This is a genomic window from Scytonema sp. UIC 10036 (assembly GCF_009725235.1).
Genome location: NZ_WJFC01000003.1, coordinates 51,037 through 65,778, shown reverse-complemented (window position 1 = coordinate 65,778; position 14,742 = coordinate 51,037). Strand labels below are relative to the sequence as shown.

Sequence of the window (14,742 nt, the reverse complement as noted above, 5' to 3'; positions counted from 1 at the left end):
TTCCATCACTGGGCATTCCATCAAAGAATAACTTTCACACTCATCTCAAACACCAGTAGCCGCCTCTACCTGCCTAGCTGAAATCGGTACTCGCTTCTTCCAAGTAATCCTAAAAATGCCTTGCTTAAGGCGGTATCAATCTTTTTGGAGTTGTCGATCTGGATCTTCGCCAAAGATTGTGGCAAACAAGGCTCCAGCCATGCCACCCGGTGGGTTGTATTCTATCATCACTTTCACCTCAGTGCTACTTCCGTCTGCCTTGCTGTTAAAGTGTAAGGAACCGCTGTTCTCAACGTCCGCTCCTTCAAGCGCTCGCCAAATTGGTAGTGATTCGGAGATATTCAATTAGCAGACAACAAATCTAGGTTTTTTTCCCAATGACTAACTCCTAATGAGGGATGCAACACCCAGAAGAAATTACCTAACGTAAGAAATAGATTTGCCAAGGAGGGAAGAAATTATGAGTTGGTTAGAAAGGCACTTTGGACAAGAAGCCGACAGCCAAGAAAACAACAACCACAATCCTCAAGCGGTTGAGGAGCAAATGAGTCCAGGGCTGACGGGTAAGTACGATCGTTCGCTGCGAGAGAAGGCAGGAGAGCATCAACCGCCGCCACCTCCAGAATATATGGGACTTGAAGGCGAATATGACGAACATGGTTTAGCCAAGCGCGTTGCGAAGGCTTTGGATCTTGAACCGAACCTTGCGTCAATCAAACTAGCAACCTGGCTTGGTGAGCAGGGTTTATCTTTTTGTCTGCGTCTGAAAAAGAATTAATTAACCTTTCTGATTCGGGCAGTTTTGACAAATCTTTTGCAAGAGTAAGTCCCAACAAAAAAGGCAGCTATGTTGGAGGCACGCAATTGTTGACGACCTTTTAATTGTGTATTCAACATAAGCTTTTGCCACATTTGGGTGAGCGTGATGATTATTATGCCAACCTTCTCCGTAAGTTAAAAGCCTGCCCACCAAAGATTGCGAGAGCCATCATCCCTTGAGAAATTACAATATCCAAAGCAGTAAGTTGCTGAGTTAATCAACCAAGTACTGTGCCAAAGCAATACCGACTTAACAAATATGCCATAGAGCACAAAATTCCATCCACCCAAAACACACAATAGGAGCGATCTCTCTTGGCAAACCCTAAGGAATCTTCTCCACCAAGAAACGGTTTTTAAGGATTTATGATGAAGCAGCTTAAGAATCAATCTCACGTTTTAGAGCCGCAATCCGATCGTCAGGTGCAGGGTGTGTACTTAAAAATGTTGGAGGAGTCGGTTGATTGCGTAACTTTTGTAAAAATGCAATCATCGCTCTTGGATCGTAGCCAGCGCGTGCTAGAGTTTGGATTCCCCTTCGGTCTGCTTCGTATTCATCTTTACGGCTTCTAGGACGTTGCAGTGCTAATTCAACTCCTAACTGAACTGCAGTACTTCTGTCTAAACCTGCTGCATTGGCAAGACCCCGTGTAATAGCTGTTTGCCGCATTTGTTCAATGGAATGTCGGCTAGCAATATGACCAATTTCATGAGCTAGTACAGCTGCTAATTGAGCTTCATTATCTGCTGCTCTCAATAAACCAGTGGTGACATATACATAGCCTCCAGCAGTTGCAAAAGCATTGATACTGTCGTCTTGAACGACTTGGAATGTGTAGGGAATATTGGGACGGGTACTATTTGCAGCCAAGCGCTGACCAATTTGAGCCACATAACGATTAGCTTGTTGATTGCGGTAAATTTGTATTTGACCGCTACTAATTAATTGTTGATTAATCTGTTGGCCAAGTTGAACTTCTTCTTCTTCAGAAATGTTATACAACTGAACGACTTGTGCGCCTTGCAGGAGTAATTCCAACCAAGGAATTGCTAAGGATGCTTCAGGTGAAGCAACAACAATACCAAGTGCCATCAAAAGCGACAAACAAGGATAAGCAAAGCGACGGTGAAGGTGAAAATTAGAAAAACGATTTGACATAATGAAAACAATTTGATACTTTGTTTATTTATCTGGATGTTGAAGTTTCAATCTGAGTTAGTATACAGTCTTTCCTAGTAAGTAGGGTGGGCAATGCTAGCCCTGTCAAGATGACTCATAAAATATTGCATTAGGTGGTAATTCTTCATCTTCTCTGGTGCGCTCTCTGCGCCTGGAGCGGTTTAAAAGTAATTTATTTAACCTTATTAGGCGCAGAGTACGCAGAGGTAAGAAGTGAGAAGACTGCTAAGGTAGAAATTTTTCTGCGTCCATCGGCTACAGGCTGAGGTTACTTCAATATCCTGTACTCACGAAAGTGGGAATTGCTATACTAGAATGAAACACTCTCAATACTGCAAGGGCTGAGAATTTTTGTAGGTTGGGCTTTTCCCATGGAGAAACCCAACAAATGTCTGTAAATGTTGGGTTTCGTTCCTCAAACGCCACTTCACTCAACGGGGGAAACCCCCGCATGTGAGTGGCTCCCCAACCTACGTGTTTTTGTATTTTTAGGCTTAAGCGACAAGTATTGGAACCACTCTATATTTTTATATTAACGACTTTCAAGTACACTGACATCAACTAAAGGTGTAATGTTGAAGTTTTGTTGTAGTAAACGAGTTTGAATTGCTTGAGTTAGGCGGGAGCGAATTTCAACAGAAGATGCTGTGACACCGGGGCGACGTTGAACGTAAACGACACTGAGCAATGTATTCTGACCTTTTATATTGGTACGGGTAAAACGAACATTTGCCTCTACTAGATCGGCGAGAGGGTTTTGACTGACAACCTCTTGAATTTCTGCATTCGCTCTTTGAGCAAGGGAAGAGCGTTGCAAATTTGGGGAATTGGTAAACTGCCAGGTTAACAAGCCACTCAGTACGATCGCAGTACACGCCAATGCTACAGGAAACAACCAGCTTTTGCCCCGCTTGTAGCGTACCCCCTGTGCAGACAAACCAAACACTCGAAACAAAGACGCAGCTGTTAAATTAATACCCGCAAGTTGCAGTAACAGGAGAAACAAGGCATCAATAGCCAGATCCCACCTCCCAAGTACACTTGCCATACCTAGAATACCTGCAGGAGGAGCGAGAGAAGCGGCGACTAGCATTCCAGTTGCTGCTCCAGAAACCAAGCTACTTCGCTCGGATTGAATCAAGTTTAGTGCTCCCGCCGCCCCGGCTGCTAGAGGTAACAACACTGCTACTGAGGAAATTTGGCTGTTTTCAATCATCAAGCTTGTGGGAATTTCTTGCCGCATGATTAAACTGAGTATTCCGGCGATCGCGATCGTGACTGCTAATGCTGCAAAATAACGCACTATACTGCGCCCCAGAAGTTGGCGATCGCCTCTAGCTGTAGCAATTGCAACATTCATTGCCGGACCTGCAAATGGAGCAATCAGCATTGCTGCGGTTAGTAAGTAAAGCGTGTTGGTATACAAACCAGACCAGACAACAAAACCCGCAGCCGCTGCATACCCTAAAAAACCCTTCCAAGAACCAACACTTTGCAAACCAGAGAGAAATATTTCAATTGGGCTGCGTTCCTCCACATTTGTGACCTGATTAGGGGCTTCATTCTCTGGGGGATGTAGAGCTATAACACCTGAGGGGCTCAGTGTAATGTGCTCTTTTGATATGTTTTCCAATTTTGCCAATAACTTCTCAACGTGCTGATTGGAAACGTGAACCAGTACTACATCAATTAATTCCTCACTGCCTTTTGCCTCGAACTGGGCAAGGTTCACTCCATCAACAGACTTAGCAATGTCAAGAACCTTTTGTCCTTGTCCGCGTGGTACTTGGATAATCAGTTGGCGCATAATCTCCTCCTGTCGCTAACCATCTCGCAATGCAGGAGAACTTTGTCTCTATCCTTAGAAAGAATTTAGAGATATCTTTAGGAACCAGTGAAGTTGTAGCCAACTCAATCACGATCGTCCTACATTAGTTTCGTTCAAAAATGCCGCATTCACTGCTGCGTTTGCGATAAACTTCTTTAAAAGAAATCAGGCTGTCCTACCTTCCTAACTTATTTAAATCGAGGTTAGGCGGTAGTAACACTTCATCAACTGCATGGATAACGCCGTTGCTTGCTTGAATGTTGGGCTGGATTACACTCGCATCATTGACCGCAATTTGATTGCTCTCTCTATTAATTTTAACATTAATAGGTCTGTTTGCAAGGGTTTTCAATTCTCCACCATTAAGTTCATTGGCAGTTATTTCACCAGGCACCACATGATATCTCAAAATCCTAGCAAGGATTTCTTTGTTCTCAGGTTGTAATAATTTGCTCAAAGTTTCTTGAGGTAAAGCAGCAAATGCCTTGTCGGTCGGAGCAAAAACAGTATAAGGACCTCCATTTCTAAGAATATTTGCTAAACCTGCTGCTTTAAATGCAGAACTTAGTGTTGTAAAATTCAGTGTAGAGAGGGTATAAATGTCCCCAGGCTCTGTCGTGGAAGTTGTGGAAGTCGTTGCTGTATTTTGACCAACCGGATTATTACGACCCACAATGTAATTAGCAGCTGCAACATTGTTAGCTAGTGGTTCCACGCCTCCTTGCTGTACTAAAGCTTGATACAACAATGCTGCTGCTTCCGCACGAGTTAAAGTCTTAAGCGGGTTGAGAGTCCGTACATTTGGGTAGTTGACAACAATGTTTGCCTCTGTTGTAGCTGCTATGGGATTGATGGCGTAAGCTGGTATCCATCCAGCATCTTCGTAGTAAGTTCTGAGAGTATTTGCGGGTGTCTCCTTAGCAGACAAACGCAATCCCCGTGCTATGGCAGTTAGTGCTTGTGCTCTAGGAATCGGTTGCTCTGGCAAAAACAAGCCACCACCGTAGCCTTGCATAAATCCTGTTTGAAAGGCTTCTCTAATACCAGAAACTGCCCAGTAGTCGGCAGGCACATCTCTAAATCCAGTATCACCTAACGGTCGAACTTGATTTTGCTCAAAAGCATTGGCAATCATTGCAGCAAATTCTGCACGTTCCACAGGTTGTTCTGGTCTAAAGGTTCCATTAGGAAAGCCTGTAATAATGTTTCTCTGAGCTAGGGCTTGAATAAATGGACGTGCCCAGTAATCAGGTGCAACGTCAGAAAAGTTTTCTACACTCTGACTTAGAGATGGAGAAGCTGTCTGAGCAATGGCAGGAGCAGAAATCGCTATAGGAACCATTGCACCTATTGTCATAGCAATGGATAATAAGGTACTACCTGATGACCAACGTAAAAAACTACACATCGTTAATATCCTCTCAATCTGAGGCTAGCTTTCAAGCTTCACCGCAAGTACAATTGCTGTGTTATGGTGCAGGGTCAGTAAAAAGTAAAAGGAGAAACTCTACTTTTTTACTCAACCCCGTCTCCAGAGGGGACTGGATACATATATAACTATTGGCTGTGCGTCATAGAATTTTATTTTGCTGTAAAAAATTGCAACGCCTCAGCGAAACCCCATCACTTCTGCTTCTTGCCAACCTTACAAGAAGAAATAGGCATTGCACAATATACAACGCCCAACAATTAGTGAAAGAAGAAATTGAGGTTAAGTAATGAACGTGAGTTAAGTTATTTAACTACTTCTGGATTCAAGATAGCCCTGAAAGGTGGAAAACTCGTGGATCTGACAATTATGTTGACAAAACTACTTTTTAGGGCTTGCCTATCGCTTAAGGTTCTTCAGGCATTTTGGCAAGGCTAGCGACAGCCGCAACCAACTCAGCTGCCCTAACTGGTTTAGCTATATGTAACTGGAATCCGGCGTTAATAGCCTCTGTGTAATCTTCTTCCCTGGCATACCCCGTAAGTGCAACCGCCTGAATGCGATCGCCTATCTCCGGCTCAAGTTCCCTGATTTTGCGGATTAGTGCGTAGCCGTCCTCATCAGGCATCCCGATGTCGCTTACCAGTACATCTGGTCTGAATTGTTCGAGTGCCGCAAGCGCCTCACCTACCGAGCCAACAGCGATCGCTCGAGCTCCACGCTCCGCAAGCACCGTGCTAATCCACTCCCGCGCATCAACTTCATCATCCACAACTAGCACTCCCAACCCGTCGAGTCTCAGAGGATTGTCTAATGGTTCTGAGTCTTCTTTCACAGCCAACGGTTGTATCTGCCGATCCCGATTGTTTAGTTGAGAATTCTCTGGTGAGGAAACTGCTACCAATGGCAACTGCACAGTGAACGTTGCTCCTTGTCCTTCGCCCGGACTTTCTACTTGGATAGTACCGCCGTGCAATTCTACTAGATGACGTGCGATCGCTAACCCTAAACCCAGCCCCTTATTGGAACGAGTACTTGTGCCATCTGCTTGACGGAAGCGCTCGAAAACGTAGGGTAGAAAGTCAGCACTGATACCCTTACCCGTGTCACGGACTTGAATCTGGGCATAACTTGGGGAGTGGGGAGATTGTTCCCGGCTCCCTTCGTTTGACAATCGTACCTCAACCCGTCCCCCGTTGGGTGTAAATTTGATTGCATTGGAAAGTAGATTTAACACGACCTGTTGCAAGCGATCTGAGTCACCCCAAATTGGCTCTACTGAAGTATCAAGCACAGATTCCAGTTGAATTGCCTTAGCATTCGCGGCTCCTTGCACAACCTCGATAGCTGCGGTTATCACGTCCATTAGGTTAACTGAGTGGCAGTTTAGCGAAATATCTCCCCTAACAATACGTGAAATATCAAGCAGGTCTTCAATAAGTTGCATCTGCAAGTTGGCGTTCCGCTCAATCGTTTCAATTGCAACAGCAGCCCTAGACTCATCTAGCATACCTGTTTGTAACATCCCAGCCCATCCCAGAATTGCGGTCATGGGAGTACGGAGTTCATGAGAGACTATTGCTAAGAATTCGTCCTTTGAGCGGTTTGCTGCCTCTGCTGACTCGCGTGCAGCTTGTTCGCGTAGCAATAGTTGCTGGCGTTCTTCCTCAACCTGCGTGCGCTCGGTGATATCTTGCATAATTTTTGCAAAGCCGCGCAAACTCCCGTTCTCATCTTGTAGGGGTGTGATGACACAATGCGCCCAGAAATGCGTGCCATCCTTACGGATGTGCAAGCGATTTTCTCTAGAAAAACCTTCAGCGAGTGCCTTCCTCAGTATTTGCTGAGGTTTGCCTTGCTCAATTGCTTCCGGTGTAAAAATTTGCTCAAAAGGTTGACCGAGAATCTCTTGTTCCTGATAGCCTAAAATACGTTCTGCTCCAATATTCCAACTAACAAAGTAACCGTTCGGATCGAGCATGAAAATGGCGTAGTTTCTGGCTCCTTCTACTAGCAAACGGTAACGCTCTTCACTTTGGCGCAAGCTTGCCTGACTTTGAAGTAAGCGCTCGTGATTGAGCTGGGCTGCACGCGCATTCATCTCAGCTTGCTGTCGTGCAAAGCGTAGAGACGAAGTTAACGAATTGATCAGCAGTGCCACGAACACAAACTGGGCTAACCCCACTAAACTGGACAAACTCACAGCCCATGAGTAGCTCGGTCTAAAGAAGTAAGTGCTAGCTACAGCAGACAAAACAGTTGCCAACAGCCCCGGTCCTATACCACCATACCAAGAACTCACCATAACAGCAGCCAAAAATAGTGGGTAAATGGTCAACTTGTGCAGATACAATAGCAATCGTGTCAGTAGTAGAGCCAGCAAAACCGTTACTATGGGGACGCTATAGTGTTTTAATTGAGAGCGCGTCAATTTCAGCATATTCTATTCTCTCTGGCGTTTTTTCATAAATGATTTCGCAGGATTGCTATATTTCTGCTCCATTTTTCCACTTTTTCAGTCTAATTTAGGCAACAAATATAGTGTTGTCCTCAAACCAAGCAAGTCTAAAAATTAGTTTGAGTCACAATCGAACTTTTTCAAAGTATCGGCTCCTGGAAAATCAATGGATTGAGACATGAAAAATATTTGGTCATTTTTGAAAAATTGGCTAAGCCTGAGTGTGGGAACATTCTTGGTACTGCTTGCAATTCACATTGGGTTGCCTGCACTTTTTCTTTTTCTACAAGTGTCCTCCTTTGAACTTAGTATTGGTAGCTTGTGGATTCTGAACTGGAAGAATGAGGCAAGCGGTTCCGGCATACGATTTAATCTAGTGCCTTTATTAGCGATCGCTATTATAGTAGGTTTAGTAGGATTTTTAATTAAATTGAGCCGCAAACGTTAATTTCTTTATTCTTAGATCGCTGCTCTTTCAACTAACTTAAAAATATCCATAATTGAGAAATTTTTAATTGGTTTATATCTTGATAATAGCAGAATTGGCTCTAATTATGGTGCAGCAAGTTCGTTTGCGATCGTACTACTCCCGATGGGTTACTCTATTAGGTGGAGCAATAGTAGAGGGCAGCATTTATTTCAGTTCGTCAGCTATTCAAATTGAGGTAGCCGCACTACTTCTTTAGTAGATATTCTGAAAATTCCTTTGAATTATCCACAAGTTTTCCACTATTGCAGCTTAACTTCACATTGTATCGGCTGACTCAGCCCTTTAAGTTGAGCCACAAACTGACAAGATAGACAAGATAAATATGAGATTGTAAAACGGCACTAACTCCCGTACTTGCGCTCGGCGATCGCGATACCCACTCCCAAATTCTTGTAAGTAGATCGATTGCGAGCAGAATTAACAGCGAATTGAAGGAGACTTTACAATGAATAGATTTCTTCAAAAAGACAATTTCATCCACAAACTGTGGAATCCCAAAAGGGCTATTGCTCTAGCAATAGCGGTTGTAATGCTTCCCGCTTGTACCAATAACTTGGAAGCACGCGATCCAGAACCACCAGAAAACAATGTCACTACAGAAGAAGTTGTCGATAACACAAACCAATTGATTGGAAAAACCGTTACGGTTAGAAGTACACCTGTGGAGAAAATCACTCCATCAACCTTTACGATTAGGGATAAGCAATTCTTTAGCAGCGAACCTATCCTAGTTGTCAATGCTTCAGGGAAACCGTTTGTTTTGCCTGCTGACTCAGGTACACCAATTCAGGCTACAGGTCCGGTTCGTCAATTTGTGGTTGCCGATATTGAGCGAGAATACAATTTAGATTTAGATCCAAAGTTGTACGCAGAGTACGAAAACAAACCTGCAATTATTGCACAGTCCCTTGCACAAGCACCCAAACCTGGTGAAATTACCACAGACCCCAGGCAATACTACGGTAAAAGACTGGCTGTGACAGGTGAAGTCGAAAACATTAGAAGCGCGAATTCCTTCACCTTGGATGAAGACAAATTGTTTGGTGGAGAAGATTTGCTGGTCTTACACCCGACTCCACAGGCAAAGGTGACTGAAGGTGAAAAGGTAGCAGTGACAGGTGTGCTTCGTCCTTTTGTCGTCGCTGAACTTGAGCGGGATTACGAACTCACCTGGGATTTGGACTTGAGGCGGAAGCTAGAAGCTGAGTATAGCAACAAACCTGTACTCGTTGCCACAGAAGTGTACCCCTCAGCAATTCCGCAATAAACCAAAACACTCTGTAGGGAGGAAAGTTTGGTAGTTCCTTATCTGTCTGGCTCCCAAATATTTGCAATTTTCTTCTCCAAACACTGCATCTGACAATTTTTCGCGTTCGGTCTCACGGGTATTTGCTAGCAAGCAACCTTTTTATGACAACCTGTTTCCCGTCTCAACAAAACGCTCGGCGCAATCTATGAAACATCTAAATCTTGTTGAAAAACAAGCTCTTGACCGCGAGCGCAACGAAGTCTTGCAACAGCTTGAGGATTGGCTGGAAGCTCCCATGCTAGTATTGGGTTTTACGTGGTTAGCACTCTTCGTTATTGAGCTAATCTGGGGACTAAACCCTCTGCTAGAAGCCGTTAACACTACCATCTGGATTATCTTTATCCTAGATTTTTTGTTTAAACTCGCCCTTGCTCCCCGCAAACTCCCTTATATCAAGGGCAACTGGCTAACTGCTGTCTCTCTGCTACTGCCAGCTCTACGGACTTTCCGGATTGTACGGGTAGTAAAGGCACTACGAACAGCACGAGCTGTCCGAGGGCTGCGGCTGTTGCGAGTCATGACTCGTATCAACCGAGGAATGCGGGCTTTAGGGGCAAGTATCAGCCGTCGGGGGTTTGGTTATGTCGTAGCGCTGACAGTCATTGTTACGCTAGTAGGAGCAGCAGGAATGTATGCATTTGAAAACAACGTTGCTGATGGATCTGGGCTGAACAACTATGGCAATGCTTTGTGGTGGACAGCAATGTTAATGACGACCATGGGTTCTGAGTATTGGCCTAAAACGTCTGAGGGTCGCGTACTTTGCTTTTTTTTAGCGTTATATGCGTTTGCAGTCTTTGGTTACGTCACTGCAACTCTAGCCACGTTCTTTATTGGTCGTGATGCAGATGACGACGAAGCAGAGTTAGCAGGAACAAAATCTATAGAAGCACTTCACGCTGAGATTGCGGCATTGCGGAAGGAAATTCAGGAGTTGTTGTGTCAGAACTCAGAGGGCTGAGACAAATTTAGAGCCAAAAAAGGAATTCAACCTGACTACTTTTTACTAACATTAACAACGACTGATAAGTGAGGAAACTCTATGAATGCAGAGATATCCGCAGCTTGGAATAAGGTTCAAAGCATGATTAACAGTTTCATTGTTCTGCTACCGAACATTGTACTGGCGTTAATTGTCTTTGTCCTTTTTTTCTTTATTGCCAGAGGCATTAAGGAACTGGTCAGGCGGTTGACTCGCAATCGCCGCCATGCCCGAAATCTGGGGTTGGTATTGGGACGGTTGGCTCAGGGTTTAACAATTCTGCTTGGTCTATTTATCTCCCTGTCAATTGTGATTCCTTCATTTAAAGCAGGCGATTTGGTTCAATTGCTAGGAATCAGCGGTGTAGCAATTGGTTTTGCCTTCCGTGATATTCTGCAAAATTTCTTAGCAGGTATTTTAATTCTCTTAACTGAGCCATTCCAAATCGATGACCAAATTGTTTTTAAAGACTTTCAGGGAACGGTAGAAAATATTCAAACAAGAGCAACCACAATTAGAACTTACGATGGTCGTCGTATTGTGATTCCAAACTCGGAACTGTTCACTAATTCGATTACTGTCAACACTGCCTTTGAAAACCGCCGCATTGAGTACGATGTTGGCATTGGTTATGGGGATGATATCGATCGAGCAAAGCAGTTAATCTTAGAGGCAATCCACAGTGTAGACAGTGTATTGAAAGACCCAGCTCCTGACGCGCTAGTAGTGGAACTTGCCGAAAGTACTGTCAACATCCGCGCCCGATGGTGGATCAAACCGCCACGGCGTGCTGACGATCTCACCTCACGAGACCAAGTTATTTCTAAAATTAAGAATAAGCTGGTCAAAAATGGGATCGACTTACCTTTTCCAACCAGGCAAATTCTGTTCCACGATCAAACTGAGGAAACAGATGGCGATCGCTCCTCTCAACGTGAAGGTTGGCCTGCGGGTAAAGGCTCTGTCCCTAAGCCTCGCAGTATTGGCGGCTCACTCAGGCGGCTTGCTGAATTACGGGCACAACGAGATGGCAACGGTCAGGTAGCTTCTTCAACAACTAAAGACTTATAAAAAATGCCAAGTAGGTAGGGCTATGCCGCACATTCGCTATTGGTGAGCACTGCCCACCCTACAAAATCCAAGCTCTTTTTGGATAACAGAATTCAAGAAATGAGGAGGTTAAATAAAGTTTAAATAACATAAATCTATGTTATGAAAAAAATTATTCGCTTTGGTTTAATTAGCATTGTAATAGTATTAACTATACTAAATAGTGAAGGTTTAAAATTGCAGGTGTTTCAAGCTGAACGTTATCATTGGGCAGATATAACTTCTAATCCATATATTCAGGAGTTTACTGAAGAAGCATGGGGTCAGGCAGGTGCTGTGGCGTATCCAGCAGCAGCTCAATGGATGCGAACCCATAATGGTATTAGCCAACGCTTAGACGAGACGCAGAAGCGATATTTGCTCTCCTATTTTGGAGGTTTAGTTGACCGTGTTGTAGTTATTTATAACGCGAAATTGCTCGATGACTGGTTGTATGCTGATTTCAAGATAGATATTGGACTGGTTGATTCTATTGCTCAAACCTATTGCGAACGCATTTATCTTGAAGAATCATACAAACCTAGCGATCTTGGTCAGCTTACGCTATTATCTCATGAGCTTATACACTCAAAGCAGTGCAAGCAATTTGGCGGTGCCGATAAGTTTGGATACTATTATTTCAGGGAGTTCAAGAGGGCAGGTCAAATTTACGAAAATAATAAACTGGAAAAAGAGGCTAATGAATATGAAAGGCAATTTGCAGGGTGGCTTTCCAATGAAATAGCGAATAATCGAGTTGGTATCGAGGCAAGGATAAATTGATAATTTTAGCTTAGGTTTAGAGATCGTAGCTTGAGGATTTCCACAACACCTCTGTAAAAGCTATATTGATAACTCATAGGGCGAATATAATTCGCTACTATACAAACAAAGTCCTCCTACGTGGACTTATTAAAATAACCTGCGTAGGCAGGTTTTATTTGTATAGCAACGATTTTTAATCGCTAAGAGCAAATAAAATTTTACATGAATTTCGACCAGTATGACTAGGTATTTTCTTACAAAACATTTAGGATTGCTACAGAATGACAGACAGGTAGTTCTTGACTATTAACTCATTTGCAAAAATTCTTGCAATTTTTTTTGTACCTGCTGTTGGTTAATATAAACCTCTGCCGCTTCTATCAAATTGTTGATATTCTCTTGAGTTGCATCATCAATATCATCGCTTAAACGTTGCCCCGTTAGCTGCCGATCGAGTTTGAATTGCAAGCGTAAGAGGCGATTATGCATTATTTGGTTGGCAATGTACTCGTAAACGTCTGATGAGGCATCAAACAAAACACCAATCAGTGGTTGTGCCCATTCTATTAGACCCGATTCTCGCGCTTGTTTGTAAGGAATTATCCGCGTGCGATCGCCTGTTCCTATTGAAAGGACGGTAATATCTTCAATTGCGTAGCCTAACCTCAGTGCTTCAGCAACAGCACTAGCAGAGGGGTTGTTGGCAGCAACACCACCATCAATGGCAGAGTATAAAAAATTAATTAAGTAGGTAGAGGTATTGTCAGGAATAACATCCCAAGGTTGGTTTATCTTCGCTATTCGAGTAAATCCCTCATACTTTACGAGGGTGCGAGCTTGACCGCCGCCCGTACCACGAGTGATGAAAATATTTGTATTGTTATATACATCGTCAACTTTTGACGCATTTTCATCTAGCTTGACTGTATATGCAGATGCATTTTGTACTATACCATTAACTTTTTTGTCTAGTTTATGTGCTGGAAAATAAGTTGGAGCTGATGCCGAACAGACACACGCTTCCCAGAGCGGTACATTCTCATAATCTTTGTCTTGACGCCAGCTTTTAAAAATAATTGGTTTTCGGGTAATCGTGTCGTAGGAGAGAATTAACAGTAATGGTGAAAGGACATCAAAAAGTCTTGTTTTCCCAAAAGCTTGTTTAAGAACTTGAATCAAACCATCGTCTGAGAACTTGGGAGCGGACAAACCGTACTGCAAAATTAAGGGAATTCGCGCTAAGGAAAAACGGCTTCTGTAAGGAAAGATAGCTGAGCTTTTTTGTTTGTATAATTCAACAATTTCCTCACTACTGCGCCCTATGGCGATCGCAGTTGCTAAAATGGCTCCTGTTGATGTTCCAGCAATCAAATTAAAGTACTCATTCAAAGGTTGATCGATTCGCTTTTCAATTGCTGCTAGCATCTTAGCAGCAATGACTCCTCGAATACCTCCACCATCCAAGCTTAAAATCCGAAAAGGCATAGCTCTTGTCCTTAACTTTCACAGGTTAAAAATTTCTTGGCTGGAAAATCTGCTTGCAGGTTTCTTATATTTCTGTTCTGTTATGCTTCCTCTTAATTTGCCAGCCTTTCTTAATACGTTTTAGCTCGGGCATCATTTAGTTTGTCAAAGTAAGGTTCTAGTGTGCAATTGTAGTTAAAAATTAGGGAGCAGTCCAATTGCTGAACAGGAAAGAGATATAAGCGTTAGAGCTGGTTTGCTTCATAACGCCTTATCTTCTTGGTAAGGAGACTTATGGCTTGCCCTACACAATCCAATGCTAAATTCATGAAATGATGCCATACATCTTGTTGCAAAATTGCTTAGAAATACACATCTTTTGAAACTTATACAGGTACAGGTTTGTTGCTGTACTCCGTTGCTGGCTTAATTTTCAAGAGTAGTTGTGAAAAGCAAGACATAGCTTGAGTTTAAGTTCCAATGGTGGAAAACTGGTGGAGAAGACTTGGTAGTTTTGTAGGTTTATTAACTATTAACTTATCTTCTCCCATTAGATAGATTAATTTATTCTTCAATAGCATGAAGAATAAAATTGCTAAGTTGTTTAATATCGAATTGTAATACGCGAATTGGATGCAGCAGTAGCAAAGTTGTGATTTGCCGCTACATGATGGTCGAAAAACTTTTTCCTTGAGTATTAGCTATACCATTTAAACCTTAAGTTATTCGGCACAGCATTTTGAAACATAGTTATAAGGGATCGGCGATCTCAAAAACCAAATGGTTGAATTGGTACAGCTAAAAATAACGCGTACAATCCGTCAAAATTTCCATGCTCTAGACAAAATTAGAAAATTTTTCTAGAAACTTTGCACTGTAAAGCTTTTGCGACTTGCACGGCAGTTTCTAACAACTACATGAATGAACTG

13 protein-coding genes and 1 pseudogene are annotated in these 14,742 nt (G+C 43.0%); 7 read left to right on the top strand and 7 right to left on the bottom strand.

Going from position 1 to position 14,742, the window contains the following annotated elements; all coding sequences use genetic code 11:
* Positions 1-135: 135 nt before the first annotated feature.
* Positions 136-345, bottom strand: coding sequence for a hypothetical protein (locus F7734_RS02605; protein WP_155743254.1), 210 nt, complete (start codon positions 343-345; stop codon positions 136-138).
* Between the two features lie 115 nt (positions 346-460).
* Here F7734_RS02605 and F7734_RS02600 point away from each other — a divergent pair, with 115 nt between their 5' ends.
* Positions 461-778: a hypothetical protein gene (locus F7734_RS02600; protein WP_155743253.1), complete on the top strand. Its 318-nt coding sequence runs from the start codon at positions 461-463 to the stop codon at positions 776-778.
* A 120-nt stretch (positions 779-898) separates the two neighbouring features.
* On the opposite strand, the pseudogene F7734_RS63020 reads toward F7734_RS02600, so the two are convergent.
* From F7734_RS63020 to F7734_RS02575, 5 genes and pseudogenes are all read right to left on the bottom strand, one after another.
* Positions 899-1,128, bottom strand: a pseudogene (locus F7734_RS63020) (acyl-CoA desaturase); the annotation flags it as partial.
* A gap of 70 nt (positions 1,129-1,198) precedes the next feature.
* Complete coding sequence (locus F7734_RS02590; RefSeq protein WP_155743252.1) at positions 1,199-1,978, bottom strand: M48 family metallopeptidase; 780 nt, start codon at positions 1,976-1,978, stop codon at positions 1,199-1,201.
* 553 nt (positions 1,979-2,531) lie between these two features.
* Positions 2,532-3,806: a DUF389 domain-containing protein gene (locus tag F7734_RS02585; RefSeq protein ID WP_155743251.1), complete on the bottom strand. Its 1,275-nt coding sequence runs from the start codon at positions 3,804-3,806 to the stop codon at positions 2,532-2,534.
* Between the two features lie 196 nt (positions 3,807-4,002).
* Positions 4,003-5,235, bottom strand: coding sequence for a fasciclin domain-containing protein (locus F7734_RS02580; RefSeq protein WP_155743250.1), 1,233 nt, complete (start codon positions 5,233-5,235; stop codon positions 4,003-4,005).
* Between the two features lie 427 nt (positions 5,236-5,662).
* Entirely contained in the window at positions 5,663-7,696 is a 2,034-nt protein-coding gene (locus F7734_RS02575; protein WP_155743249.1) for an ATP-binding protein, read from the bottom strand.
* Between the two features lie 196 nt (positions 7,697-7,892).
* On the opposite strand from F7734_RS02575, the gene F7734_RS02570 reads away from it, so the two are divergent.
* From F7734_RS02570 to F7734_RS02545, 6 genes are all read left to right on the top strand, one after another.
* On the top strand, positions 7,893-8,162 hold the full coding sequence (locus tag F7734_RS02570; protein WP_155743248.1) for a hypothetical protein: 270 nt from the start codon (positions 7,893-7,895) through the stop codon (positions 8,160-8,162).
* 79 nt (positions 8,163-8,241) lie between these two features.
* On the top strand, positions 8,242-8,400 hold the full coding sequence (locus tag F7734_RS02565) for a hypothetical protein (protein WP_155743247.1): 159 nt from the start codon (positions 8,242-8,244) through the stop codon (positions 8,398-8,400).
* A gap of 249 nt (positions 8,401-8,649) precedes the next feature.
* The gene (locus F7734_RS02560) at positions 8,650-9,471 is read left to right on the top strand and encodes a hypothetical protein (RefSeq protein ID WP_155743246.1); all 822 of its coding nucleotides are present in this window, start codon (positions 8,650-8,652) and stop codon (positions 9,469-9,471) included.
* A gap of 187 nt (positions 9,472-9,658) precedes the next feature.
* Positions 9,659-10,474 carry an ion transporter gene (locus F7734_RS02555; protein WP_155743245.1) on the top strand — a complete coding sequence of 272 codons (816 nt, stop codon included), beginning with the start codon at positions 9,659-9,661 and terminating at the stop codon, positions 10,472-10,474.
* Positions 10,475-10,555: 81 nt separating this feature from the next.
* Positions 10,556-11,566: a mechanosensitive ion channel family protein gene (locus F7734_RS02550; RefSeq protein WP_155743244.1), complete on the top strand. Its 1,011-nt coding sequence runs from the start codon at positions 10,556-10,558 to the stop codon at positions 11,564-11,566.
* Positions 11,567-11,707: 141 nt separating this feature from the next.
* On the top strand, positions 11,708-12,367 hold the full coding sequence (locus F7734_RS02545; RefSeq protein WP_243146642.1) for a hypothetical protein: 660 nt from the start codon (positions 11,708-11,710) through the stop codon (positions 12,365-12,367).
* A gap of 288 nt (positions 12,368-12,655) precedes the next feature.
* Here the strand turns inward: F7734_RS02545 and F7734_RS02540 are convergent, their stop codons facing one another.
* The gene (locus tag F7734_RS02540) at positions 12,656-13,834 is read right to left on the bottom strand and encodes a patatin-like phospholipase family protein (protein ID WP_155743243.1); all 1,179 of its coding nucleotides are present in this window, start codon (positions 13,832-13,834) and stop codon (positions 12,656-12,658) included.
* Positions 13,835-14,742 lie beyond the last annotated feature (908 nt).

Excerpts from the sequence above, each read along its gene's own strand:
- F7734_RS02600 (WP_155743253.1), top strand. The coding sequence starts at position 461 with ATGAGTTGGTTAGAAAGGCACTTTGGACAAGAAGCCGACAGCCAAGAA.
- F7734_RS02590 (WP_155743252.1), bottom strand. The coding sequence starts at position 1,978 with ATGTCAAATCGTTTTTCTAATTTTCACCTTCACCGTCGCTTTGCTTAT.
- F7734_RS02585 (WP_155743251.1), bottom strand. The coding sequence starts at position 3,806 with ATGCGCCAACTGATTATCCAAGTACCACGCGGACAAGGACAAAAGGTT.
- F7734_RS02580 (WP_155743250.1), bottom strand. The coding sequence starts at position 5,235 with ATGTGTAGTTTTTTACGTTGGTCATCAGGTAGTACCTTATTATCCATT.
- F7734_RS02575 (WP_155743249.1), bottom strand. The coding sequence starts at position 7,696 with ATGCTGAAATTGACGCGCTCTCAATTAAAACACTATAGCGTCCCCATA.
- F7734_RS02570 (WP_155743248.1), top strand. The coding sequence starts at position 7,893 with ATGAAAAATATTTGGTCATTTTTGAAAAATTGGCTAAGCCTGAGTGTG.
- F7734_RS02560 (WP_155743246.1), top strand. The coding sequence starts at position 8,650 with ATGAATAGATTTCTTCAAAAAGACAATTTCATCCACAAACTGTGGAAT.
- F7734_RS02555 (WP_155743245.1), top strand. The coding sequence starts at position 9,659 with ATGAAACATCTAAATCTTGTTGAAAAACAAGCTCTTGACCGCGAGCGC.
- F7734_RS02550 (WP_155743244.1), top strand. The coding sequence starts at position 10,556 with ATGAATGCAGAGATATCCGCAGCTTGGAATAAGGTTCAAAGCATGATT.
- F7734_RS02545 (WP_243146642.1), top strand. The coding sequence starts at position 11,708 with ATGAAAAAAATTATTCGCTTTGGTTTAATTAGCATTGTAATAGTATTA.
- F7734_RS02540 (WP_155743243.1), bottom strand. The coding sequence starts at position 13,834 with ATGCCTTTTCGGATTTTAAGCTTGGATGGTGGAGGTATTCGAGGAGTC.